We start from the raw sequence: 23921 nt of genomic DNA, 5'->3' as shown, positions 1-23921 counted from the left end.
ATCGCTGCCGTTTACGCCGAATCAGGACGCGGCATCCAGCCAGGCGGGCAATTGCTCCGGCGGCCGCGCAATCAGCGCACGCTCGCCGATGACGACGATCGGGCGCTGCAGCAGGCGCGGCGTGCTGGCCAAGGCCGTCAGCAATTCCGCATCGCCTGCCTGGGCAAGATCGAGTGCGGCGTATTCTTCTTCATTCGTTCGCACCATCGCGCGAACCGTGCCGCCCAATTGCCTGTGTAGCTGGGTCAGCTGTTCCTGGTTCAAGGGGATCTTCTGGTAATCGACGACATCGAGCCGCCATCCCCTGGCCTGGGAAAATTCTTCAACGATTGCTAAAGCTTCACGCGACTTCGAGCAACGCGGGTTATGGTAGAGAGTGATCATGGCGAAAAATGAAGCAAATGACCCATAATTCTAGCTATTTCCGATGATGCCCGGATAATTTGGTATTGTTGACGGTCTACATCTTTCTTTATTTTATACTTGAATCGATGTCAAATCAGAAAGAATCATTGCCGCCGACCGTGCCAGATCCGAACAATGAAGGTGAGCGCACACCTTCGGAGCTTGCCGCTAAAAATAGAGATCTGGCAATTCCCGCTTACCTGAAGCAGGATGAGGCGCCGTGGTCGCTGGCTTGGAAGATCGTGGCAGGACAGGTGCGCAGCGCCTCCAACCAGATCGGCCGACGCTTGATGCGCCGCACCTTAAGAATTGGCGTCTCCGCCCGCATCTTCCACCCTGAAGTCGGTGCCAAAGGCTTGCGTGGAAAAACCCTGCAATATCTGGAAGAATCGATCGCGCAATGGGTGATGTCGCGCGATGTCCTGGTCTTCATGATCCCGACGGTGAATAATGCCGGGCTATTGCATCCCAGCAATATCAGATTGCGCGACTATGCCAAGCATCTCGATGGCCTGGTTTTGCAAGGCGGGGCGGATGTCTCGCCGCATTCTTATAGCCAAGCAGCAACCAGGCCGGAATGGAGCGGCGACCGCGCCCGCGACATGTATGAACTGGAATTGCTGCATGAATTCATTGAAGCCGGCAAGCCTGTGCTTGGCATTTGTCGCGGATGTCAATTGATTAACGTTGCTTTCGGCGGCACCCTGTATCAGGACATTGCCACCGATGTGCCCAGCGCGATCGCCCATGTCGACGACGCCTATGACAGTCATTACCATCCGATCCACTTCCCGCAGGGGTCATCGCTGGCGCCGCTGTTTGCGGAGCATGCTGAACCGCTGGTGAATTCCATTCATCATCAGGCTGTCAGGGAGCTTGGGCGCGACCTCGCCGTGGAAGCGGTTTCGGGTAGTGACAATATTGTCGAGGCGATCCGCTATCGCAAGGCGCCATTTGTCATGGGTTTGCAATGGCATCCCGAGTTTCACCGCATCGGCACGCCGGGCTTGCTCGACTGCACGCCGATTCTCGATAATTTCCTGCGAGCAGCACGCGAAACCCGTTTCTAAAGTAGAATTCGCGGCCCCGGCAAGTTCCCGCAGGCCTTGGAGAGGTGGCGTGAATTCATGTAATTTTGTCCTGATCGTGGCATATGAGGGACGCTCAAAAGCCGTTGAAGAGCGTATTTTCTCAAAAAAATACAGGCAAACTATGAATGCTGGTTGACAAAACCCCGCGCGATATCTATAGTTTGGGGTTCCCTGCGGAGGGGTGGCCGAGTGGTTAATGGCAGCAGACTGTAAATCTGCCCTCTTACGAGTACGCTGGTTCGAATCCAGCCCCCTCCACCAGGTCAATCAAATGGCCGATGCAGAGAAAAGCTAGAGCGGTTTGAAGTAACAGATTGCAGTCCTCGCGGGTGTAGCTCAATGGTAGAGCTGAAGCCTTCCAAGCTTATGACGAGGGTTCGATTCCCTTCACCCGCTCCAGAGTTGTGCTGGACACGCCGAGAGGTGTCGGAAGGCAAGAATAAGCCCTTTTAGCTCAGTGGTAGAGCACTCCCTTGGTAAGGGAGAGGCCACGTGTTCAATCCACGTAAAGGGCACCATATGTCAGGGTTGGTGGGCCGGAATCGGGTGCAATAATGCGCTGGATGGCTTGTCCGCCAATCAGTTGTTTCAGCAAGACGGTCGGGCGCGTGCCTGAACATTCTCATACTATCGTTAGGAGTCTAAGATGGCAAAAGGCAAGTTTGAGCGGACGAAGCCGCACGTGAATGTGGGCACGATTGGTCACGTTGACCATGGCAAGACCACGCTGACCGCAGCAATTGCGACGGTATTGTCGAAGAAGTTTGGCGGCGAAGCCAAGGCCTACGACCAGATCGATGCAGCGCCGGAAGAAAAAGCGCGCGGCATTACCATCAATACCGCCCACGTTGAATACGAAACCGCCAACCGCCACTACGCGCACGTTGACTGCCCAGGCCACGCCGACTATGTGAAGAACATGATCACCGGCGCTGCCCAGATGGACGGTGCGATCCTGGTGTGCTCGGCTGCCGACGGCCCAATGCCGCAAACCCGTGAGCACATCCTGCTGGCGCGCCAGGTTGGCGTGCCGTACATCATCGTGTTCCTGAACAAGTGCGACATGGTGGATGACGCCGAGTTGCTGGAACTGGTCGAAATGGAAGTGCGCGAGCTGTTGTCCAAGTACGAATTCCCGGGCGACGATCTGCCGATCATCCAGGGTTCGGCCAAACTGGCGCTGGAAGGCGACACCGGTCCGCTGGGCGAGCAAGCCATTCTGAAGCTGGCCGAAGCGCTGGACACCTACATCCCGACGCCTGAGCGTGCTGTGGATGGTGCGTTCCTGCTGCCAGTGGAAGACGTGTTCTCGATCTCGGGTCGCGGCACCGTGGTGACCGGTCGTGTCGAGCGCGGTATCGTCAAGGTGGGCGAATCGATCGAAATCGTTGGTATCCGTGATACCCAGACGACGACTTGCACCGGCGTGGAAATGTTCCGCAAGCTGCTGGACCAGGGTCAGGCTGGCGACAACGTTGGCGTGCTGCTGCGCGGCACCAAGCGTGAAGACGTCGAGCGTGGCCAAGTGCTGGCCAAGCCGGGTTCGATCAAGCCGCACAAGCATTTCACCGGCGAGATCTATGTTCTGTCGAAAGACGAAGGCGGCCGTCACACCCCGTTCTTCAACAACTATCGTCCGCAGTTCTACTTCCGTACCACGGACGTGACTGGTTCGATCGAGTTGCCGAAGGATAAAGAGATGGTTATGCCTGGTGACAACGTTTCGATCACTGTCATGCTGATCAATCCGATCGCCATGGAAGAAGGTCTGCGTTTCGCTATCCGTGAAGGTGGCCGTACCGTCGGCGCCGGCGTGGTTGCAAAAATCATTGATTAATCATTGGGGAAAGAGTTTATGAGGCGCCGCCGTGCGCCGAATTACTCTGTCCCCAACTGATTGGAAAAGTAATTAGAATGATGTGGTGCTGTGCAGTGTGTAGTAAGCTGGATGTGCAGCATGCATCATTAAAAGTTAGCTGTAGGGGCGTAGCTCAATTGGCAGAGTGACGGTCTCCAAAACCGTAGGTTGGGGGTTCGAGGCCCTCCGCCCCTGCCACCGATTCAGGTGCAGGGCACCGAAAGCAAAAAATAGTATGTCTAACAATCCCGTACAGACCGTAAGCACGTCCAGCGACAAAATCAAGGTCGCATTGGCCGTGTGCGCCGTGCTTGCAGGTGTTGTTGGTTTTTATGTGTTGGCTGGCCAGCAAACGCTTCTGCGTGCTGCTGCCTTGGTTGGTGGCTTGGTCGTGGCAGCGCTGGTGCTGTGGACTGCCGAGCCTGGACGTAATTTCCTGGCCTTTGCCAGGGAAGCGGTGCGGGAAACCAAGAAAGTGGTTTGGCCTACCCGCAAGGAAGCCATGCAAATCACCGGGGTCGTCTTCGGATTTGTCGTCGTCATGGCGATTTTTCTCTGGGGAACCGACAAGCTGCTGGAAGTCGTCTTGTACGACCTGATTCTGGGCTGGAAATAATAATGAGCGAGAATATTCAAGGCGACGTGCCGGCAGTAGCGCAAGACGTCGTGCCCGCCGCTGCCAGCAAGAAACGCTGGTATGTGGTGCATGTTTATTCCGGCATGGAAAAAAGTGTGCAACGTGCTCTGGTCGAGCGCATTGCGCGCGCCGGCATGGAAGGCCAGTTCGGTCAAATCCTGGTGCCAACCGAGGAAGTCGTTGAAGTCAAGAACGGTCAGAAGTCGGTGACCGAGCGCCGTTTCTTCCCGGGCTATGTCCTGGTCGAGATGGACATGACTGACGACACCTGGCATCTGGTAAAAAATACCAACAAGGTGACCGGATTCATCGGCGGCAAGTCCAACAAGCCGACGCCGATTCCACCGCATGAAGTCGACAAGATCATGCAGCAAATGCAAGAGGGCGTCGAAAAGCCGCGTCCGAAAGTCTTGTACGAAGTTGGCGAAATGGTGCGCATCAAGGATGGCCCATTTACCGATTTCAACGGTAACGTCGAAGAAGTCAATTACGAAAAATCGCGCGTCCGTGTTTCGGTGACCATCTTCGGTCGTGCAACTCCAGTCGAACTCGAGTTCGGCCAGGTCGAGAAGGTGTAAGAACGCACCGGTTTTTCGGTGCGGACAAAAAGTCTGACCTTAAAGGCGCCGGCGCAAGACCCAGATTTCAAGCCCCATGTCGGGCGGCACGCAGTTGTAGTTGTGTGAAACGGCATTGCAGCATCAGGCAGTACAGCAGTTCAAGAGGAGCCCTGGTAACTTCATGAGTGAACGGGCGCTACTACTCAATCAATACAGGAGCCATCATGGCCAAGAAAATCATCGGTTTTATCAAGCTGCAAGTCCCGGCTGGTAAAGCAAATCCTTCCCCTCCGATCGGTCCGGCACTGGGCCAACGCGGTTTGAACATCATGGAATTCTGCAAGGCATTTAATGCCCAGACCCAAGGCGTCGAACCGGGCTTGCCGATTCCCGTCGTGATCACCGCCTTTGCCGACAAGTCCTTCACTTTCGTGATGAAGACGCCGCCGGCAACCATCCTGATCAAGAAAGCCGCTGGCATCCAGAAGGGTTCCGCCAAGCCGCATACTGACAAGGTTGGCAAGATCACCCGCCAGCAAGCTGAAGAGATCGCAACGACCAAGCGTCCGGATCTGACGGCTGCTGACATGGAAGCAGCTGTGCGTACCATCGCCGGCTCTGCTCGTTCAATGGGTATCACGGTGGAGGGTCTGTAATGGCTAAGTTGTCCAAACGCGCCCAGGCGCAAAAAGCAAAAGTCGATCGCATCAAGGCCTATCCGTTCGATAACGCTATCGCACTGATCAAGGAATTGGCGACCGCCAAGTTCAACGAATCGATCGATGTTGCCGTGCAACTCGGTGTGGATCCGAAGAAGTCGGATCAAGTCGTCCGTGGCTCCGTGGTGTTGCCTGCTGGTACTGGCAAGACTGTGCGCGTTGCCGTGTTCGCCTCCGGTGACAAGGCTGAAGCTGCCAAGGCTGCCGGTGCTGACGTCGTCGGCATGGAAGACCTGGCCGAGCGCGTCAAGGCTGGCGACATGCCTTTCGATATCGTCATCGCTTCGCCGGATACCATGCGTATCGTCGGTACCCTGGGTCAGATCCTGGGTCCGCGTGGCCTGATGCCGAACCCGAAGGTTGGCACCGTTACCCCTGACGTCGCCACGGCTGTCAAGAACGCCAAGGCAGGCCAGGTGCAGTACCGTACCGACAAGTCGGGCATCATTCACGCCACCATCGGCCGCAAGTCGTTCGCCGACGCCGACCTCAAGTCCAACCTGTTGGCCTTGATCGAAGCGCTGAACAAAGCCAAGCCGGCTTCCAGCAAAGGCGTGTACCTGCGCAAGGTCGCGATTTCGTCGACCATGGGCGCTGGTGTGCGCGTGGATCAGGCAAGTTTGTCGTAATTGCGGGACAGAGTTTATGAGGCGCCGCCGTGCGCCGAATTACTCTGTCCTCAACTGATTAAGAAGAATTAAGTCCCCTTGTGGCTGGATTTGACGAGGGGCGCATCTTTGGGCTGCCGTCCCTGCAGCAGGAGCGCAGGGGCGACAGGCAATCAAAGACCGTTGGGCGGCGTGCAGCAGTCGGGCACAAAGATAAACAGGGAATGAAAATAATTATTCCTTACCCAACGCAGATGGTGAACCCGAACAAGTTTTGTAGTCTCTAAGCTGGTCTGCCAGTATGGAACTCCTAACTTCGGACGCCGTGTTCGAACCGATGCAAGGTAAGTAGCCCAATGGCTATGTAGTAACCGAGCATTATTTTTGGAGGTTGATCTTGAGTCTCAATCTGAATGACAAAAAGGCTGTCGTCGCCGAAGTCTCCGCCCAGGTAGCAAAAGCGCAGACCGTCGTCGTCGCCGAATATCGTGGCATCCAGGTTGGTCACTTGACGCAACTGCGCGCCAATGCGCGTTCCCAGGGTGTGTACTTGCGCGTATTGAAAAATACGCTGGCTCGTCGCGCTGTCGAGGGAACCGCGTTTTCTGGCCTTGCCTCCGAAATGACCGGTCCGTTGATCTATTCGATCTCCGAGGACGCCGTTGCAGCAGCGAAAGTCATCAGTGACTTTGCTAAAACCAACGACAAACTGGTCGTCAAGGCAGGTAATTACGCAGGTAAATCACTGGATAAAGCCGGTGTGACTGCGTTGGCCAGTATTCCTAGCCGTGAAGTTCTGCTTGCCCAGTTGCTGGGCGTGATGCAGGCGCCGGTATCGGGATTTGTGCGCGGTCTGGCTGCTTTGTCAGCCAAGAAGGAAAGCGAAGCTGCGTAATTCGCGGATGTCGTTTTCGCTTCATGCGTTGGTACCGATTGGATGTATTACCCAAAATAATTTAGGAGTTTTAAATGGCAATTAGCAAAGAAGACATTCTGGAAGCCGTAGGTGCGCTGTCCGTGATGGAATTGAATGACCTGGTCAAGGCATTCGAAGAGAAATTTGGCGTGTCCGCAGCAGCCATGGCTGTTGCCGGTCCTGCAGGCGGCGGTGCAGCTGCTGCCGCTGAAGAGCAGACCGAGTTCACCGTTGTTCTGGCCGAATTCGGCGCAAACAAGGTTGGCGTGATTAAGGCAGTGCGCGAAATCACCGGCCTGGGCTTGAAAGAAGCCAAGGATCTGGTTGACGGTGCACCGAAGCCAGTCAAGGAAGGCGTTTCCAAGGCTGACGCGGAAGCCGCCAAGAAGAAGCTGGAAGAAGCTGGCGCGAAAGCTGAAATCAAGTAATTTCAGTTTGCCAGGGCGTTGGTTGTTTCAAGTAACGCCGGAGTCAAAGTGCGAGACCTTCCCAGGAGGGCTTCGGCTTTGGCTCCTTTGTCGTTTTTGTTTTTTGCGGAAAATGCGACTTGCCTGCAGCGGATAGCCAGCCGTAGCAAGTTTATGAAAGTACCGGGAGCCGAGACTTGAGCTTTCGCAGATGATGGGAAAGGCACCCCTTTCTCGTGGCGAAACCTGAATTCTTCATCCTACCTGTCACTCACGGAGTGTCCATGCACTACTCATTTACTGAGAAAAAGCGCATTCGCAAATCATTCGCGAAACGCGCTAACGTCCACAACGTTCCGTACCTGCTCGCGACTCAGCTTGAATCCTACACGGGATTCCTGCAAGCGGACAAGGGCCCAGCGTTGCGAAAAAATGAGGGCTTGCAGTCCGCCTTCACGTCCATTTTCCCGATCGTGTCGCACAATGGTTTTGCGCGTCTCGAATTCCTGTCGTATGTGCTGGGCGATCCTCCGTTCGATGTGAAGGAATGCCAACAGCGCGGGCTGACCTTCGCCTCGCCGCTGCGCGCCAAGGTGCGCCTGGTGATCCTGGACAAGGAATCGCCGACCAAGCCGGTCGTCAAGGAAATGAAGGAGCAGGAAGTCTACATGGGCGAACTGCCCCTGATGACCGTCAACGGCTCGTTTGTGATCAATGGCACCGAGCGCGTCATCGTCTCGCAGCTGCACCGCTCCCCCGGCGTGTTCTTCGAACATGACCGCGGCAAGACCCATTCCTCCGGCAAGTTGCTGTTTTCCGCGCGCATCATTCCTTACCGCGGTTCCTGGCTGGACTTCGAATTCGATCCGAAGGACATCCTGTTCTTCCGCGTCGACCGCCGCCGCAAGATGCCGGTGACGATCCTGCTGAAGGCGATCGGCATGACGCCGGAGCAGATCCTGGCGAATTTCTTCGTGTTCGACAATTTCACCCTGCGCTCGGAAGGCGCGGAGATGGAATTCGTCGCCGAACGCCTGCGTGGCGAAGTGGCGCGTTTCGACATCGCCGACAAGTCCGGCAAGGTGATCGTTGCCAAGGACAAGCGCATCAACGCCAAGCATGTGCGTGAAATCGAAGCCGCTGGCGTCAAGTACATCTCGGTGCCGGAAGACTATCTGCTTGGCCGCGTGCTGGCGAAAAACATCGTCGACGCCGACACCGGCGAAGTCATTGCCAATGCCAATGACGAACTCACCGATGAGCTGCTCGGTCGCCTGCGCGATGCCCATGTCACCGATATCCAGACCCTGTATATCAACGACCTGGACCAGGGCGGTTACATTTCCCAGACCCTGCGCACCGACGACACCGCCGACCAGACCGCCGCACGCGTGGCGATCTACCGCATGATGCGTCCTGGCGAGCCGCCTACCGAAGACTCGGTCGAGGCACTGTTCAACGGCCTGTTCTACAGCGAAGATCGCTACGACCTGTCGGCTGTGGGCCGCATGAAGTTCAACCGCCGCATCGGCCGCGACGAACTCACCGGTACCATGACCCTCTCCAACGAGGATGTGCTGGCTGTCATCAAGATCCTGGTCGAATTGCGCAATGGCCGTGGCGAAGTCGACGATATCGATCACCTGGGCAATCGCCGTGTGCGTTGTGTCGGCGAACTGGCGGAAAACCAGTTCCGTGCCGGCCTGGTGCGCGTTGAGCGCGCCGTCAAGGAACGCCTCGGCCAGGCCGAAGCGGACAACCTGATGCCGCATGACCTGATCAATTCCAAGCCGATCTCGGCGGCGATCCGCGAATTCTTCGGTTCTTCGCAACTGTCGCAGTTCATGGACCAGACCAACCCGCTGTCGGAAATCACCCACAAGCGCCGCGTCTCGGCCCTGGGCCCGGGCGGTCTGACCCGCGAACGTGCCGGCTTCGAGGTGCGCGACGTGCACCCGACCCACTACGGCCGCGTGTGCCCGATCGAAACCCCGGAAGGTCCGAACATCGGCCTGATCAACTCGCTGGCGCTGTATGCCCGCCTGAACGAATACGGTTTCCTGGAAACCCCGTATCGCAAGGTGGAAAACAGCAAGGTGACCGACCATATCGACTACCTGTCGGCAATCGAAGAGGGGCGTTTCATCATCGCCCAGGCGAATGCGACCATCGACGGTAACGGCATGCTGTCCGACGAGCTGGTGTCCTCGCGTGAAGCCGGTGAATCCATCCTGGTGTCGCCGGAGCGCGTGCAGTACATGGACGTGGCGCCGGGCCAGGTGGTGTCGGTGGCAGCTTCGCTGATTCCATTCCTTGAGCACGACGATGCGAACCGCGCGCTGATGGGCGCCAACATGCAACGTCAGGCCGTGCCTTGCCTGCGTCCGGAAAAAGCTTTCGTCGGCACCGGTATCGAGCGTACTGTTGCAGTCGACTCGGGCACGACCGTGCAAGCCCTGCGTGGCGGCGTGGTGGATTACATCGATGCCGGCCGTGTGGTGATTCGCGTCAATGACGACGAAGCCACTGCCGGTGAAGTTGGCGTCGATATCTACAACCTGATCAAGTACACCCGTTCCAACCAGAACACCAACATCAACCAGCGTCCGATCGTGCAAGTTGGCGACCGCGTGGCCCGTGGCGATGTCATCGCCGACGGCGCCTCGACCGACCTGGGCGAACTGGCGCTGGGCCAGAACATGCTGGTGGCCTTCATGCCGTGGAACGGCTACAACTTCGAAGATTCGATCATGATCTCGGAGCGTGTAGTGGCCGACGACCGCTACACCTCGATTCACATCGAGGAATTGTCGGTGGTGGCGCGCGACACCAAGCTGGGCGCCGAAGAAATCACCCGCGATATCTCCAACCTGGCGGAAAACCAGTTGGCACGCCTGGATGAATCGGGCATCGTCTACATCGGCGCCGAAGTCGAAGCCGGCGACGTGCTGGTCGGTAAGGTGACCCCGAAGGGCGAAACCCAGCTGACCCCGGAAGAAAAGCTGCTGCGTGCGATCTTCGGTGAAAAGGCGTCCGACGTGAAAGACACCTCGCTGCGCGTGCCTTCCGGCATGGTCGGCACCGTCATCGACGTGCAGGTGTTCACCCGCGAAGGCATCCAGCGCGACAAGCGCGCCCAGCAGATCATCGACGATGAACTCAAGCGCTATCGCCTCGACCTGAACGATCAGTTGCGCATTGTTGAAGGCGATGCCTTCCAGCGTCTGGAGCGCATGCTGATTGACAAACTTGTCAATGGCGGCCCGAAAAAGCTGGCCAAGGGTACTGCAATCACCCGGGAATACCTGGCTGACCTCGACAAGTACCAGTGGTTCGACATCCGTCCGGCCGACGACGACATGGCAGCGGCACTGGAAGCGATCAAGGAATCGATCGCCGAGAAGCGCCACCAGTTCGACCTGGCTTTCGAAGAGAAGCGCAAGAAGCTGACGCAAGGCGACGAACTGCCGCCGGGCGTGCAAAAGATGGTCAAGGTGTATCTCGCCGTCAAACGCCGCCTGCAGCCAGGTGACAAGATGGCCGGCCGTCACGGTAACAAGGGTGTGGTTTCGCGTATCGTGCCGGTGGAAGACATGCCTTACATGGCGGATGGCACCACCGCCGATGTCGTGCTGAACCCGCTCGGCGTGCCGTCGCGGATGAACGTTGGCCAGGTGCTGGAAGTCCATCTGGGCTGGGCCGCAAAAGGCCTGGGCCGCCAGATCGAACGGATGCTCAAGCAGCACACCAAGGCTGCGGAAATGCGCACTTTCCTGACGACGATCTATAACGAGTCCGGCAAGCAAGAGGATTTCGACCAGTTCAGCGACGAGGAAGTGCTGCATCTGGCCGACAACCTCAAGAACGGCGTGCCGTTCGCCACCCCGGTGTTCGACGGCGCGCATGAAGAGGAAATCCGCCGCATGCTCGACCTGGCCTATCCGGACGACGTCGCCAAGCACCTCGGCATGACGCCGTCGAAGAACCAGGTCACCATGTACGACGGTCGCACCGGCGAAGCCTTCGAGCGTAACGTCACGGTGGGCTACATGCACATGTTGAAGCTGCACCATCTGGTGGACGACAAGATGCATGCCCGCTCGACTGGCCCGTACTCGCTGGTGACCCAGCAGCCGCTGGGCGGCAAGGCACAGTTCGGCGGCCAGCGTTTCGGTGAGATGGAAGTGTGGGCGCTGGAAGCCTACGGCGCCTCTTACGTTCTGCAGGAAATGCTGACTGTCAAGTCGGATGACGTCAACGGTCGTACCAAGGTTTACGAAAACCTGGTCAAGGGCGATCACGTGATCGATGCCGGCATGCCGGAATCGTTTAACGTGCTGGTCAAGGAAATCCGTTCGCTGGGTATCGATATCGATCTCGAACGCGACTGATTTCGGCCGAAATGTAGTAAAACGGGCTGCCGGCATGTGTCGGCAGCCCGCAGTTGTTGGCAGGTAGGGGAAGCGGCAATCGTTCCCGGTATCGGTGGAACTCTGTCCTGGCGAGGGCGGGGCTCTCCCGCCGATGCGAACAGGGTAGAAGCGAATGCATGCTTCCGCACATACCGCCAAGCGTTTTTCACGCCTTACTGGAGTGATACAGATGAAAGCACTGCTCGATCTATTCAAGCAAGTTCAGCAAAATGAACAATTCGACGCCATCAAGATTGGCCTGGCGTCGCCCGAGAAAATCCGTTCCTGGTCCTACGGCGAAGTCAAGAAGCCGGAAACCATCAACTACCGTACTTTCAAGCCGGAGCGTGACGGCCTGTTCTGCGCCAAGATCTTTGGCCCGATCAAGGATTACGAATGCCTGTGCGGCAAGTACAAGCGCCTCAAGCACCGCGGTGTCATCTGCGAAAAGTGCGGCGTCGAAGTCACGCTGGCGAAGGTTCGCCGCGAGCGCATGGGTCACATCGAGCTGGCCTCGCCGACCGCTCACATCTGGTTCCTGAAGTCGCTGCCGTCGCGTCTGGGCATGGTCCTCGACATGACCCTGCGCGACATCGAACGCGTGCTGTACTTCGAAGCCTATGTCGTGACCGATCCCGGCATGACCCCGCTGAAGAAGTGCCAGATCATGTCGGAAGACGACTACGCCGCCAAGTATGAAGAATACGGCGACGACTTCACCGCATTCATGGGCGCCGAAGGCATCCGTGAGTTGCTGCGTTCGATCGACATCGATCGCGATGCGGAAACCCTGCGCCAGGAATTGAAGGATTCCAAGTCGGAAGCCAAGATCAAGAAATACGCCAAGCGCCTGAAAGTGCTGGAAGCGTTCCAGCGTTCCGGCATCAAGCCGGACTGGATGATCATGGAAGTGCTGCCAGTGCTGCCGCCGGAACTGCGTCCGCTGGTGCCGCTGGACGGCGGCCGCTTCGCGACCTCCGACCTGAATGACCTGTATCGCCGCGTCATCAACCGCAACAACCGTCTGAAGCGCCTGATGGAATTGCGCGCGCCGGAAATCATTACCCGCAACGAGAAGCGCATGCTGCAGGAAGCGGTCGACTCGCTGCTGGACAATGGCCGTCGCGGCAAGGCCATGACAGGCGCCAACAAGCGTCCGCTGAAGTCGTTGGCCGAAATGATCAAGGGCAAGGGCGGCCGTTTCCGTCAAAACTTGCTGGGCAAGCGCGTCGACTACTCCGGCCGTTCGGTCATCGTGGTGGGTCCGCAGCTCAAACTCCATCAGTGCGGCTTGCCGAAACTGATGGCGCTGGAACTGTTCAAGCCCTTCATTTTCAACAAGCTCGAACTCATGGGCCTGGCGACCACCATCAAGGCCGCCAAGAAGCTGGTCGAAGTGCAGGAACCGGTGGTGTGGGACATCCTCGAAGATGTCATCCGCGAACATCCAGTCATGCTGAACCGCGCGCCGACCCTGCACCGTCTGGGCATCCAGGCGTTCGAGCCGGTCCTGATCGAAGGCAAGGCCATCCAGCTGCATCCGCTGGTCTGCGCCGCCTTCAATGCCGACTTCGACGGCGACCAGATGGCGGTCCACGTGCCGCTGTCGATCGAAGCGCAGATGGAAGCCCGCACCCTGATGCTGGCCTCGAACAACATCCTGTTCCCGTCCAATGGCGAGCCGTCGATCGTGCCGTCGCAGGATATCGTGCTGGGTCTGTACTACGCCACCCGTGAGAAGATCAACGGCAAGGGCGAGGGCATGATGTTCCCGGACGTCTCCGAGGCGATCCGCGCCTACGAGAACAAGGAAGTCGAGCTGACCACCCGTGTCACCATCCGTATCACCGAGTACCCGAAGGATGCGGTCAGCGGCGAATTCGTCAAGACCGTCAAGCGTTATGAAACCACGGTCGGCCGCGCCTTCCTGTCGGAAATCCTGCCGAAGGGCCTGCCGTTCACCGTATTGAACAAGGCCCTGAAGAAGAAGGAAATCTCCAAGCTGATCAACACCTCGTTCCGCAAGTGCGGTCTGCGCGCAACCGTCGTGTTCGCCGACCAGTTGCTGCAATCGGGCTTCCGCCTGGCGACGCGCGCCGGCATCTCGATTTGCGTCGACGACATGCTGGTGCCGCCACAAAAGCACACCATCATTTCGCAAGCCGAACACGAGGTCAAACAGATCGAGCAGCAATATGCTTCCGGTCTGGTGACCGCGGGTGAGCGCTACAACAAGGTGGTCGATATCTGGGGCAAGGCCGGCGACGAAGTCGGCAAGGCCATGATGGACCAGCTGAAGGTCGAAGACGTCATCAAGCGTGATGGCACCAAGGGCACCCAGGAATCGTTCAACGCGATTTACATGATGGCCGACTCCGGTGCGCGCGGTTCCGCCGCCCAGATCCGCCAGCTGGCCGGTATGCGCGGCCTGATGGCCAAGCCGGACGGCTCGATTATCGAGACGCCGATTACCGCGAACTTCCGTGAAGGCCTGAACGTTCTGCAGTACTTCATCTCGACCCACGGCGCCCGTAAGGGCTTGGCCGATACCGCGCTGAAGACTGCAAACTCGGGTTACCTGACCCGTCGTCTGGTCGACGTCACCCAGGATCTGGTGGTGATCGAGGACGATTGCGGCACCGCCAATGGCGCCGCAATGAAGGCGCTGGTCGAAGGCGGTGAGGTCATCGAAGCCCTGCGCGACCGTATCCTCGGCCGCGTTGCCGCAACCGACATCGTCGACCAGGAAACTCAAGAAACCGTCTACGAAGCCGGCACCCTGCTGGATGAAGACGCGGTTGAGGATATCGAACGCCGGGGCATTGACGAAGTCAAGGTCCGCACGCCGCTGACCTGCGACACCCGCTATGGACTGTGCGGCAAGTGCTATGGCCGTGACCTCGGTCGTGGCTCGCTGGTTGCCGCCGGCGAAGCCGTCGGTGTTGTCGCTGCGCAGTCGATCGGCGAACCGGGCACCCAGCTGACCATGCGTACCTTCCACATCGGTGGTGCGGCTTCGCGTGCCGCGGTTGCCTCTTCGGTGGAAGCCAAGTCCAACGGCACGGTACGCTTTACCGTGACGATGCGCTACGTTACCAATGGCAAGGGCGACCAGATTGTCATTTCCCGTTCCGGCGAAGTGCTGATCACCGACGACCATGGCCGCGAGCGCGAGCGCCACAAGGTGCCGTACGGCGCCACCCTGATCGTCAAGGATGGCCTGGCCATCAAGGCTGGCACCGCGCTGGCGACCTGGGATCCGCTGACCCGCCCGATCATTACCGAATACGCCGGCACGGTGAAATTCGAGAATGTCGAGGAAGGCGTCACCGTCGCCAAGCAGATCGACGAGGTCACCGGCCTGTCGACCCTGGTGGCGATCGATGCCAAGCGCCGTGGCACCACTGCTGCCAAGGTCGCCCGCCCGCAGGTCAAACTGCTCAACGAGAAGGGCGAGGAAGTCAAGATCGCCGGCACCGAGCATCCGGTGACCATCGGCTTCCCGGTTGGCGCGCTGATCACCGTGAAAGACGGCCAGCAAGTCAGCGTCGGTGAAGTGCTGGCGCGTATCCCGACCGAATCGCAAAAGACCCGCGACATTACCGGCGGTCTGCCGCGTGTTGCCGAACTGTTCGAGGCGCGTTCGCCGAAGGACGCCGGCATGCTGGCGGAAGTCACTGGTACCGTTGCTTTCGGCAAGGAAACCAAGGGCAAGCAGCGCCTGGAAATCACCGACATGGAAGGCAACAAGCACGAGTTCCTGATCACCAAGGACAAGCAAGTGCTGGTGCATGACGGCCAGGTGGTCAACAAGGGTGAAATCATTGTCGATGGACCGCGTGATCCGCAGGACATTCTGCGCCTGTTGGGAATCGAAGAGTTGGCCCGTTACATCGTCGATGAAGTGCAGGACGTGTACCGCTTGCAGGGCGTGAAGATCAACGACAAGCACATCGAAGTGATCGTGCGTCAGATGTTGCGTCGCGTACAGATCGTCGACGCCGCCGATGCCAACTACATCCCGGGCGAGCAGGTCGAGCGTTCCGAGCTGTTGGATGAAAACGACCGTGTCATCGCCAGAGGTGGTCGTCCGGCAACCTATGAAAACGTGTTGCTCGGTATCACCAAGGCCTCGCTGTCGACCGATTCCTTCATCTCGGCGGCTTCCTTCCAGGAAACCACCCGCGTGCTGACCGAGGCTGCCATCATGGGCAAGCGCGATGGCTTGCGTGGCCTGAAGGAAAACGTCATTGTCGGTCGTCTGATTCCTGCCGGTACCGGTCTGGCGTTCCACCGTGCCCGCAAGGAAAAGGAAACCTGGGAAGCCGAAGAGCGTACGGCGATGTTGCAGGCTGAGCAATCCGCCCGGATCACCGAAGCCGACGTCTTCCCGACCGAAAACATCGGTACGTCGGAAGGCGAAGCGTAAGCGTATTGCGTATCAGCAAAACGGCGCCGGTGTTCCGGTGCCGTTTTTTTATTATGCGGCAACTACCGCCAAGCTTCATTACAAGCCGCAATGACGCTGGCTTGACAAGTAGTTTGACGGCGACAAAAATCAGGGCTATACTCGCGAGTTCTCGAATTTAAGCTCGCCAGGGCTTAAGCGTTCTTTGGTCTGCACTTCGCCTTCCGCGACGCTTTTCCCCTGTATATGGCCGAATCGAAGGCGTGGGTTTTCACGCACGTATTCCCTTAAGTCCCCGGACAATCGTTTTCGGGTTTGTAGTATCAATAACATTTTGTTGGATTTAGACCGATGCCAACCATCAATCAATTGATTCGCCAGCCGCGCGTATCTGCGCGCGTCAAGAGCAAATCGCCGGCGCTGGAAAACAGCCCGCAAAAACGCGGCGTTTGCACCCGTGTTTACACCACCACTCCGAAGAAGCCGAACTCGGCGCTGCGTAAGGTGGCCAAGGTGCGTCTGACCAATGGTTTCGAGGTTATCTCGTACATCGGCGGTGAAGGCCACAACCTGCAGGAACACAGTGTCGTGTTGCTGCGCGGCGGTCGTGTGAAAGACTTGCCGGGTGTGCGTTACCACATGGTGCGCGGTGCCCTGGATACCCAAGGCGTCAAGGACCGTAAGCAAGCCCGCTCGAAGTACGGTGCCAAGCGCGCCAAGGCTGCGAAGAAGTAAACAAGGTTTCCGTCGTTGCCGGCGGATTGAAATCGGCCCGGAGGGGTCGAGTAAGTGGGTGGCTATGATGGTCCCCGCGAGCGCGCAGGAATAAAAAGCCTGGCGTTCAACTGAAGAGAATTGAAAGGAAGATAAATGCCACGTCGTCGTGAAGTCCCCAAACGGGAAATTCTGCCGGATCCGAAATTTGGCAATGTTGATGTTGCGAAGTTCGTGAACGTTCTGATGCTGTCCGGTAAAAAATCGGTCGCCGAGAACATCATCTATGGTGCGTTCGAACACATCCAGGCCAAGTCGGGCAAGGATCCGCTGGAAGTTTTTTCCGCTGCGATCAGCAACTGCAAGCCGATGGTGGAAGTCAAGTCCCGCCGCGTCGGTGGCGCCAACTACCAGGTGCCAGTCGAAGTGCGTCCGGTGCGCCGCATGGCGCTGTCGATGCGCTGGTTGCGCGAAGCTGCCAACAAGCGCAGCGAAAAATCGATGCCGCAACGTCTGGGTGGTGAGTTGATGGAAGCGGCTGAAGGCCGTGGCGGCGCCATGAAGAAGCGCGATGAAGTGCATCGCATGGCAGAGGCGAACAAGGCGTTCTCGCACTTCCGCTTCTAATGAGATGAAAGCCTGGTTCGAAAATGGAGCCAGGCTTTTCATGTATCTAATTTGTTCGAAGCCGGGCACCCGAAAAGTGGTGCTCGGTTTTGTGCGTTAAACGACTTAGGATTAATTATGGCTCGCAAGACCCCCATTGAGCGCTATCGTAATATCGGTATCTCCGCTCACATCGATGCCGGCAAGACCACCACCACCGAGCGCGTTTTGTTCTACACCGGTGTAAATCACAAACTGGGTGAAGTGCATGATGGCGCTGCCACCACTGACTGGATGGTGCAGGAGCAAGAGCGCGGCATCACGATTACGTCTGCTGCTGTCACTTGCTTCTGGAAGGGCATGGCGAACAATTACCCGGCGCATCACATCAACATTATTGATACCCCGGGCCACGTTGACTTCACGATTGAAGTCGAGCGTTCGATGCGTGTGCTGGATGGCGCCTGCATGGTTTACTGTGCGGTGGGTGGCGTGCAGCCACAGTCTGAAACCGTATGGCGTCAAGCTAACAAGTACAAGGTCCCGCGTTTGGCATTCGTCAACAAGATGGATCGTACCGGCGCAAATTTCTTCAAGGTTTACGATCAAATGCGCGCGCGTTTGAAAGCGAATCCTATTCCTATTCAAGTGCCTGTCGGTGCTGAAGATACATTCGCCGGCGTGATTGATCTGGTCAAGATGAAAGCCATCATCTGGGATGACGCTTCGCAGGGCATGAAGTTCGAATACGGCGATATTCCGGACAATCTGTTGGCTGACGCGAAAAAATGGCGCGAAAACATGGTCGAAGCCGCCGCTGAAGCATCGGAAGAGCTGATGAACAAGTACCTGGAAGAAGGTGACTTGTCCGAAGAAGAAATCAAGGCAGCGATCCGTCAGCGTACTATTGCCAGCGAAATCGTGCCGATGTTGTGCGGCACTGCCTTTAAAAACAAGGGTGTACAGGCGATGCTGGATGCCGTGATCGATTACTTGCCATCGCCAGTGGATATTCCACCGGTGCCGGGCATGAATGACGATGACGAGCCAACCGTGCGCAAGGCAGAAGATACTGAAAAATTCTCGGCATTGGCGTTCAAGATCGCAACCGATCCGTTCGTTGGTCAGTTGTGCTTTATTCGCTGCTACTCCGGCACGTTGAATTCAGGCGATACTGTCTTGAATTCCGTGAAAGACAAAAAAGAGCGTATTGGCCGTATCGTTCAGATGCAGGCAAATGAACGTGAAGAAATCAAGGAAATGCGCGCAGGCGATATCGCCGCTGTCGTTGGTTTGAAAGATACGACGACCGGCGATACCTTGTGTGACGATAAAGCGGTTGTTGTTCTCGAGCGCATGGTCTTCCCTGAGCCAGTGATTTCCCAGGCAGTTGAGCCAAAGACCAAGGCTGACCAGGAAAAAATGGGCCTGGCGTTGAATCGCCTGGCGGCAGAAGATCCGTCGTTCCGTGTGCGTACCGATGAAGAGTCCGGCCAAACCATCATCGCCGGTATGGGTGAGCTGCATCTGGACATTATCGTTGATCGCATGAAGCGTGAATTTAACGTTGAAGCGACCGTTGGTAAGCCACAGGTTGCGTACCGTGAAACCATTCGCAAAACCTGCGAAGAAATCGAAGGCAAGTTCGTCAAGCAATCCGGCGGTCGTGGTCAATACGGTCACGTGGTTCTGAAGATCGAACCGCAAGAACCAGGTAAGGGTTTTGAATTTGTCGATGCCATCAAGGGCGGTACGGTGCCGCGCGAATACATCCCTGCAGTTGAAAAGGGTGTGCGTGAAACTTTGACCTCGGGGGTCCTCGCCGGCTATCCGGTGGTTGACGTGAAGGTCACGCTGTTCTTCGGTTCCTACCATGATGTCGATTCGAACGAAAACGCGTTCCGTATGGCAGCATCGATGGCGTTCAAGGACGGTTGCCGTAAAGCTAGCCCAGTGATTCTGGAGCCGATGATGGCAGTCGAAGTCGAAACACCGGAAGACTACGCCGGTAACGTCATGGGCGATTTGTCCTCGCGTCGCGGCATGGTCCAGGGTATGGATGAAATCGCTGGCGGCGGCGGCAAAATCATCAAAGCCGAAGTGCCTTTGTCCGAAATGTTTGGTTATGCGACCTCGTTGCGCTCGTCAACTCAAGGTCGTGCAACCTACACGATGGAATTCAAGCACTACAGCGAAGCGCCGAAGAATGTGATTGACGCAATCGTCAGCACCAAGGCTAAATAACAAAGCATTATTGCGGGACAGAGTTTATAAGGCGCCGTGGCGCGACGAATTGCTCTGTCCCCAACATATCAAGCAAGTAAATCGTTCTTTTTGAAGGAATAGGAAAATGGCAAAAGGCAAGTTTGAGCGGACGAAACCGCACGTGAATGTGGGCACGATTGGTCACGTTGACCATGGCAAGACCACGCTGACCGCAGCAATTGCGACGGTATTGTCGAAGAAGTTTGGCGGCGAAGCCAAGGCCTACGACCAGATCGATGCAGCGCCGGAAGAAAAAGCGCGCGGCATTACCATCAATACCGCCCACGTTGAATACGAAACCGCCAACCGCCACTACGCGCACGTTGACTGCCCAGGCCACGCCGACTATGTGAAGAACATGATCACCGGCGCTGCCCAGATGGACGGTGCGATCCTGGTGTGCTCGGCTGCCGACGGCCCGATGCCGCAAACCCGTGAGCACATCCTGCTGGCGCGCCAGGTTGGCGTGCCGTACATCATCGTGTTCCTGAACAAGTGCGACATGGTGGATGACGCCGAGTTGCTGGAACTGGTCGAAATGGAAGTGCGCGAGCTGTTGTCCAAGTACGAATTCCCGGGCGACGATCTGCCGATCATCCAGGGTTCGGCCAAGCTGGCGCTGGAAGGCGACACCGGCCCGCTGGGCGAGCAAGCCATTCTGAAGCTGGCCGAAGCGCTGGACACCTACATCCCGACGCCTGAGCGTGCCGTGGATGGTGCGTTCCTGCTGCCAGTGGAAGATGTGTTCTCGATCTCGGGTCGCGGCACCGTGGTGACCGGTCGTGTTGAGCGCGGTATTGTCAAGGTGGGCGAATCGATTGAAATCGTTGGTATCCGCGATACCCAGACGACGACTTGCACCGGCGTGGAAATGTTCCGCAAGCTGCTGGACCAGGGTCAGGCTGGCGACAACGTTGGCGTGCTGCTGCGCGGCACCAAGCGTGAAGACGTCGAGCGTGGCCAGGTGCTGGCCAAGCCGGGTTCGATCAAGCCGCACAAGCATTTCACCGGCGAGATCTATGTGCTGTCGAAAGACGAAGGCGGCCGCCACACTCCGTTCTTCAACAACTATCGTCCACAGTTCTACTTCCGTACCACGGACGTGACCGGTTCGATCGAGTTGCCGAAGGATAAAGAGATGGTTATGCCTGGTGACAACGTTTCGATCACAGTCATGCTGATCAATCCGATCGCCATGGAAGAAGGTCTGCGTTTCGCGATTCGTGAAGGTGGTCGTACCGTCGGCGCCGGCGTGGTTGCAAAAATCATTGAATAATCATTGGGGAAAGAGTTTATGAGGTGCCGCCGTGCGCCGAATTACTCTGTCCCCAACTGACTAAATAAAAAGATTTTAATTTGCCGTAGTTGGTAAAACCTCTACGGCTCGCTCTTTAAAGGAAAAACAATGTCGACTCCGAATCAAAAAATCCGCATCCGTTTGAAAGCATTCGATTATCGTCTGATCGACCAGTCCGCCCAGGAAATCGTGGAAACTGCCAAGCGCACCGGCGCTGTGGTCAAGGGCCCGGTTCCGCTGCCGACTCGCATCCAGCGTTTTGACGTGCTGCGTTCCCCGCACGTCAACAAGACTTCGCGCGATCAGTTTGAAATTCGTACGCATCAGCGCCTGATGGATATCGTGGATCCGACCGACAAGACTGTCGATGCCTTGATGAAGCTGGATTTGCCGGCTGGCGTCGATGTTGAAATCAAGTTGCAGTAATACCTGATCCTGATCCGAAATTTCCTTTCCGGGTATTGTAAAGGGCGGAATTTCGGGTTATGATCATCGGCTTTGGTGCGGGTTCGCAATTTGCGGGCCCGCATATTATTTGGTAGTACAAACATCAGCCCCGCCCAATCGCAGGTGGGAATGGAGAAAACAATGACCCTAGGCCTTGTTGGTCGCAAGGTTGGTATGATGCGCATCTTTACGGAAGATGGGGATTCGATTCCTGTTACCGTTCTGGACGTGTCGAACAATCGCGTGACGCAAATCAAAACGCCTGAAACAGATGGTTATTCCGCTGTTCAGGTCGCATTCGGCGCTCGCCGCGCCTCCCGTGTCAACAAAGCAGCAGCCGGGCATCATGCCAAGGCTGGTGTGGAAGCTGGCACTGTCCTCAAAGAATTCCGTATCGACGCTGCCAAAGCTGCCGAACTCAAGGCGGGCGACGTCGTCGCTGTCAGTCTGTTCGAGGCTGGTCAGAAAGTGGATGTGCAGGGCGTCTCTATTGGTAAAGGTTATGCCGGTACCATCAAGCGCTACAACTTCGCTTCCGGTCGTGCATCCCACGGTAACTCGCGTTCGCACAATGTGCCGGGCTCGATTGGTATGGCGCAGGATCCGGGTCGCGTGTTCCCGGGCAAGCGCATGACCGGTCACATGGGTGACGATACTGTTACCGTGCAAAACCTGGAAATCGCTCGCGTTGACGCAGAGCGCCAGCTGTTGCTGGTCAAGGGTGCCGTGCCTGGTGCGAAAAACGGTCAGGTCGTCGTTCTGCCTGCTGTCAAAGTCAAAGCAAAGAAGGGAGCTTAATCGATGGAACTCAAGCTCTTGAATGAACAGGGTCAAGCTGCATCGAACGTTGCTGCGCCGGATACTATTTTCGGCCGTGACTATAACGAAGCGCTGATTCACCAGGTGGTCGTTGCTTATCAGGCTAACGCGCGTAGCGGTAACCGTAAGCAAAAAGACCGTGAAGAAGTCAGTCACACGACTAAAAAGCCATGGCGTCAAAAAGGTACGGGCCGCGCTCGTGCCGGTATGTCGTCTTCGCCTCTGTGGCGTGGCGGCGGTCGTATCTTCCCGAATTCGCCTGACGAAAACTTCTCGCACAAGGTCAACAAGAAGATGTATCGCGCAGGTATCTGCTCGATCCTCTCGCAGTTGGCGCGCGAAGGCCGTCTGTCCGTCGTGGAAGGTCTGTCGGTCGATGCGCCGAAGACCAAGCTGCTGGCGCAGAAACTGAAAGGCATGGGTCTGGAATCCGTGCTGGTTATTACCGACAGTCTCGATGAAAACCTGTTGCTCGCTTCGCGCAATTTGCCGAACGTGCTGGTGGTCGAGCCGCGTCATGCCGATCCCGTATCGCTGGTGTTCTTCAAGAAAGTGCTGATCACCAAGCCGGCGTTGGCAAAGATTGAGGAGATGCTGGCATGAATGCTGTCGTCAAACATAGCGAAGAGCGCCTGTTGAAAGTCTTGCTGGCGCCGGTCATTTCTGAGAAGGCAACTTTTATCGCTGAAAAGAGTGAGCAAGTTGTGTTCCTGGTGGCGCGTGATGCCACCAAGCCGGAAATCAAGGCTGCCGTTGAAATGATGTTCAAGGTCGAAGTGGAATCGGTGCAAACCGCCAATCGCCTGGGCAAGGAAAAGCGTTCCGGTCGCTTCATGGGTCGTCGCAATCACACCAAGCGTGCGTTTGTGTGCCTGAAGCCCGGTCAGGAAATCAACTTCAACGAGGAGGCTAAATAATGGCACTCGTGAAAATGAAACCGACCTCGCCAGGTCGTCGTGGCATGGTCAAGGTCGTCAATCCCGACCTGTACAAGGGCCGTCCGCTCGCCAGCCTGATTGAGAAGAAGTCGAAATCTGCCGGTCGTAACAACGATGGTCGTATCACCACCCGTCATATCGGTGGTGGCCACAAGCAGCACTATCGTGTGATCGATTTCCGTCGCAACAAGGATGGTATTGCAGCGAAGGTCGAGCGTATCGAATACGATCCGAACCGTACTGCGCATATCGCTTTGCTGTGCTACGCCGATGGCGAGCGCGCATACATCATTGCGCCGAAGGGCGTGGCGGTGGGCGACCAGTTGGTCAGCGGCTCGGAAGCGCCAATCAAGGCCGGTAACTGCCTGCCGATTCGCAATATTCCGGTTGGCACCACGATGCACTGCGTCGAAATGTTGCCTGGCAAGGGCGCGCAAATGGCGCGTACCGCTGGTGCCGGCGTTGTGCTGATGGCACGCGAAGGTACCTACGCTCAGGTGCGTCTGCGTTCGGGCGAAGTGCGTCGCGTGCATATCGAATGCCGCGCAACCATTGGTGAAGTTGGCAATGGCGAACACAACCTGCGCAAGATCGGCAAGGCCGGTGCTACGCGTTGGCGCGGTATCCGCCCGACAGTGCGTGGTGTGGTCATGAACCCGATCGATCACCCGCATGGTGGTGGTGAAGGTCGTACGTCGGCAGGTCGTCATCCGGTTTCGCCGTGGGGCCAGCAGACCAAGGGCAAGAAGACGCGTCGCAACAAGCGCACGACTTCCATGATCGTCTCGCGCCGTGGCAAGAAATAAGGGGTAAC

Annotated in this window: 20 protein-coding genes and 4 tRNA genes; 23 read left to right on the top strand and 1 reads right to left on the bottom strand. The window is 57.1% G+C overall.

The window, feature by feature from the left end:
• Nucleotides 1-21: 21 nt before the first annotated feature.
• Nucleotides 22-384: an ArsC/Spx/MgsR family protein gene (locus D3878_RS13140; RefSeq protein ID WP_119785906.1), complete on the bottom strand. Its 363-nt coding sequence runs from the start codon at nucleotides 382-384 to the stop codon at nucleotides 22-24.
• Nucleotides 385-491: 107 nt separating this feature from the next.
• Between D3878_RS13140 and D3878_RS13135 the strand changes: the two genes are divergently transcribed.
• The 23 genes from D3878_RS13135 to rplB all read left to right on the top strand — a co-directional run bounded on the left by D3878_RS13135 (nucleotide 492) and on the right by rplB (nucleotide 23913).
• Complete coding sequence (locus tag D3878_RS13135; protein WP_119785905.1) at nucleotides 492-1475, top strand: gamma-glutamyl-gamma-aminobutyrate hydrolase family protein; 984 nt, start codon at nucleotides 492-494, stop codon at nucleotides 1473-1475.
• Between the two features lie 196 nt (nucleotides 1476-1671).
• Nucleotides 1672-1757 (top strand) — tRNA-Tyr (locus D3878_RS13130).
• Nucleotides 1758-1821: 64 nt separating this feature from the next.
• Nucleotides 1822-1895: transfer RNA gene (locus D3878_RS13125), tRNA-Gly, on the top strand.
• A gap of 44 nt (nucleotides 1896-1939) precedes the next feature.
• Nucleotides 1940-2014, top strand: a tRNA-Thr gene (locus tag D3878_RS13120).
• 128 nt (nucleotides 2015-2142) lie between these two features.
• Complete coding sequence (gene tuf / locus D3878_RS13115) at nucleotides 2143-3333, top strand: elongation factor Tu (RefSeq protein ID WP_119785904.1); 1191 nt, start codon at nucleotides 2143-2145, stop codon at nucleotides 3331-3333.
• A gap of 143 nt (nucleotides 3334-3476) precedes the next feature.
• A tRNA-Trp gene (locus D3878_RS13110) sits at nucleotides 3477-3552 on the top strand.
• 37 nt (nucleotides 3553-3589) lie between these two features.
• Nucleotides 3590-3970, top strand: coding sequence for a preprotein translocase subunit SecE (gene secE, locus D3878_RS13105; RefSeq protein ID WP_119785903.1), 381 nt, complete (start codon nucleotides 3590-3592; stop codon nucleotides 3968-3970).
• Between the two features lie 2 nt (nucleotides 3971-3972).
• Nucleotides 3973-4569: a transcription termination/antitermination protein NusG gene (nusG, locus tag D3878_RS13100; RefSeq protein ID WP_119785902.1), complete on the top strand. Its 597-nt coding sequence runs from the start codon at nucleotides 3973-3975 to the stop codon at nucleotides 4567-4569.
• Nucleotides 4570-4775: 206 nt separating this feature from the next.
• Nucleotides 4776-5207 (top strand): 50S ribosomal protein L11, encoded by a 432-nt coding sequence (gene rplK / locus D3878_RS13095; RefSeq protein ID WP_119785901.1) that lies wholly within the window; start codon nucleotides 4776-4778, stop codon nucleotides 5205-5207.
• Complete coding sequence (gene rplA, locus D3878_RS13090; protein WP_119785900.1) at nucleotides 5207-5899, top strand: 50S ribosomal protein L1; 693 nt, start codon at nucleotides 5207-5209, stop codon at nucleotides 5897-5899. Before rplK ends, rplA begins: the two co-directional genes overlap by 1 nt.
• 376 nt (nucleotides 5900-6275) lie before the next feature.
• Nucleotides 6276-6773: a 50S ribosomal protein L10 gene (gene rplJ / locus D3878_RS13085; protein ID WP_119785899.1), complete on the top strand. Its 498-nt coding sequence runs from the start codon at nucleotides 6276-6278 to the stop codon at nucleotides 6771-6773.
• 74 nt (nucleotides 6774-6847) lie between these two features.
• A complete protein-coding gene (rplL, locus tag D3878_RS13080) occupies nucleotides 6848-7222 on the top strand; it encodes a 50S ribosomal protein L7/L12 (RefSeq protein WP_119785898.1) in 375 nt (124 codons plus the stop codon).
• 263 nt (nucleotides 7223-7485) lie between these two features.
• Nucleotides 7486-11592 (top strand): DNA-directed RNA polymerase subunit beta, encoded by a 4107-nt coding sequence (gene rpoB / locus D3878_RS13075; protein ID WP_119785897.1) that lies wholly within the window; start codon nucleotides 7486-7488, stop codon nucleotides 11590-11592.
• Nucleotides 11593-11803: 211 nt separating this feature from the next.
• The gene (gene rpoC, locus D3878_RS13070; protein ID WP_119785896.1) at nucleotides 11804-16042 is read left to right on the top strand and encodes a DNA-directed RNA polymerase subunit beta'; all 4239 of its coding nucleotides are present in this window, start codon (nucleotides 11804-11806) and stop codon (nucleotides 16040-16042) included.
• A 330-nt stretch (nucleotides 16043-16372) separates the two neighbouring features.
• Complete coding sequence (rpsL, locus tag D3878_RS13065; protein ID WP_057293079.1) at nucleotides 16373-16756, top strand: 30S ribosomal protein S12; 384 nt, start codon at nucleotides 16373-16375, stop codon at nucleotides 16754-16756.
• 135 nt (nucleotides 16757-16891) lie between these two features.
• Nucleotides 16892-17362, top strand: coding sequence for a 30S ribosomal protein S7 (rpsG, locus tag D3878_RS13060; protein WP_119785895.1), 471 nt, complete (start codon nucleotides 16892-16894; stop codon nucleotides 17360-17362).
• Between the two features lie 117 nt (nucleotides 17363-17479).
• Nucleotides 17480-19585: an elongation factor G gene (fusA, locus tag D3878_RS13055; protein WP_119785894.1), complete on the top strand. Its 2106-nt coding sequence runs from the start codon at nucleotides 17480-17482 to the stop codon at nucleotides 19583-19585.
• A 106-nt stretch (nucleotides 19586-19691) separates the two neighbouring features.
• The gene (tuf, locus tag D3878_RS13050; RefSeq protein ID WP_119785893.1) at nucleotides 19692-20882 is read left to right on the top strand and encodes an elongation factor Tu; all 1191 of its coding nucleotides are present in this window, start codon (nucleotides 19692-19694) and stop codon (nucleotides 20880-20882) included.
• Nucleotides 20883-21011: 129 nt separating this feature from the next.
• Nucleotides 21012-21329 carry a 30S ribosomal protein S10 gene (gene rpsJ, locus D3878_RS13045; protein ID WP_119785892.1) on the top strand — a complete coding sequence of 106 codons (318 nt, stop codon included), beginning with the start codon at nucleotides 21012-21014 and terminating at the stop codon, nucleotides 21327-21329.
• Nucleotides 21330-21479: 150 nt separating this feature from the next.
• Nucleotides 21480-22148: a 50S ribosomal protein L3 gene (gene rplC, locus D3878_RS13040; RefSeq protein WP_199688160.1), complete on the top strand. Its 669-nt coding sequence runs from the start codon at nucleotides 21480-21482 to the stop codon at nucleotides 22146-22148.
• A gap of 3 nt (nucleotides 22149-22151) precedes the next feature.
• On the top strand, nucleotides 22152-22772 hold the full coding sequence (rplD, locus tag D3878_RS13035; RefSeq protein ID WP_119785890.1) for a 50S ribosomal protein L4: 621 nt from the start codon (nucleotides 22152-22154) through the stop codon (nucleotides 22770-22772).
• Nucleotides 22769-23086 (top strand): 50S ribosomal protein L23, encoded by a 318-nt coding sequence (rplW, locus tag D3878_RS13030; protein WP_119785889.1) that lies wholly within the window; start codon nucleotides 22769-22771, stop codon nucleotides 23084-23086. Before rplD ends, rplW begins: the two co-directional genes overlap by 4 nt.
• Nucleotides 23086-23913 (top strand): 50S ribosomal protein L2, encoded by an 828-nt coding sequence (gene rplB / locus D3878_RS13025; RefSeq protein ID WP_119785888.1) that lies wholly within the window; start codon nucleotides 23086-23088, stop codon nucleotides 23911-23913. Before rplW ends, rplB begins: the two co-directional genes overlap by 1 nt.
• Nucleotides 23914-23921 lie beyond the last annotated feature (8 nt).

The organism is Noviherbaspirillum sedimenti, from assembly GCF_003590835.1.
Classification (GTDB): domain Bacteria; phylum Pseudomonadota; class Gammaproteobacteria; order Burkholderiales; family Burkholderiaceae_D; genus Paucimonas; species Paucimonas sedimenti.
This window is presented reverse-complemented; position numbering and strand designations above follow the sequence as displayed.

Coding starts and splice junctions, on each gene's coding strand:
- rplD (WP_119785890.1), top strand. CDS start 22,152: ATGGAACTCAAGCTCTTGAATGAACAGGGTCAAGCTGCATCGAACGTT.
- D3878_RS13140 (WP_119785906.1), bottom strand. CDS start 384: ATGATCACTCTCTACCATAACCCGCGTTGCTCGAAGTCGCGTGAAGCT.
- rpsG (WP_119785895.1), top strand. CDS start 16,892: ATGCCACGTCGTCGTGAAGTCCCCAAACGGGAAATTCTGCCGGATCCG.
- rpsL (WP_057293079.1), top strand. CDS start 16,373: ATGCCAACCATCAATCAATTGATTCGCCAGCCGCGCGTATCTGCGCGC.
- tuf (WP_119785904.1), top strand. CDS start 2,143: ATGGCAAAAGGCAAGTTTGAGCGGACGAAGCCGCACGTGAATGTGGGC.
- D3878_RS13135 (WP_119785905.1), top strand. CDS start 492: ATGTCAAATCAGAAAGAATCATTGCCGCCGACCGTGCCAGATCCGAAC.
- rpoC (WP_119785896.1), top strand. CDS start 11,804: ATGAAAGCACTGCTCGATCTATTCAAGCAAGTTCAGCAAAATGAACAA.
- rplK (WP_119785901.1), top strand. CDS start 4,776: ATGGCCAAGAAAATCATCGGTTTTATCAAGCTGCAAGTCCCGGCTGGT.
- nusG (WP_119785902.1), top strand. CDS start 3,973: ATGAGCGAGAATATTCAAGGCGACGTGCCGGCAGTAGCGCAAGACGTC.
- secE (WP_119785903.1), top strand. CDS start 3,590: ATGTCTAACAATCCCGTACAGACCGTAAGCACGTCCAGCGACAAAATC.
- fusA (WP_119785894.1), top strand. CDS start 17,480: ATGGCTCGCAAGACCCCCATTGAGCGCTATCGTAATATCGGTATCTCC.
- rplA (WP_119785900.1), top strand. CDS start 5,207: ATGGCTAAGTTGTCCAAACGCGCCCAGGCGCAAAAAGCAAAAGTCGAT.
- rpsJ (WP_119785892.1), top strand. CDS start 21,012: ATGTCGACTCCGAATCAAAAAATCCGCATCCGTTTGAAAGCATTCGAT.
- rplL (WP_119785898.1), top strand. CDS start 6,848: ATGGCAATTAGCAAAGAAGACATTCTGGAAGCCGTAGGTGCGCTGTCC.
- tuf (WP_119785893.1), top strand. CDS start 19,692: ATGGCAAAAGGCAAGTTTGAGCGGACGAAACCGCACGTGAATGTGGGC.
- rplC (WP_199688160.1), top strand. CDS start 21,480: ATGGAGAAAACAATGACCCTAGGCCTTGTTGGTCGCAAGGTTGGTATG.
- rpoB (WP_119785897.1), top strand. CDS start 7,486: ATGCACTACTCATTTACTGAGAAAAAGCGCATTCGCAAATCATTCGCG.
- rplW (WP_119785889.1), top strand. CDS start 22,769: ATGAATGCTGTCGTCAAACATAGCGAAGAGCGCCTGTTGAAAGTCTTG.
- rplB (WP_119785888.1), top strand. CDS start 23,086: ATGGCACTCGTGAAAATGAAACCGACCTCGCCAGGTCGTCGTGGCATG.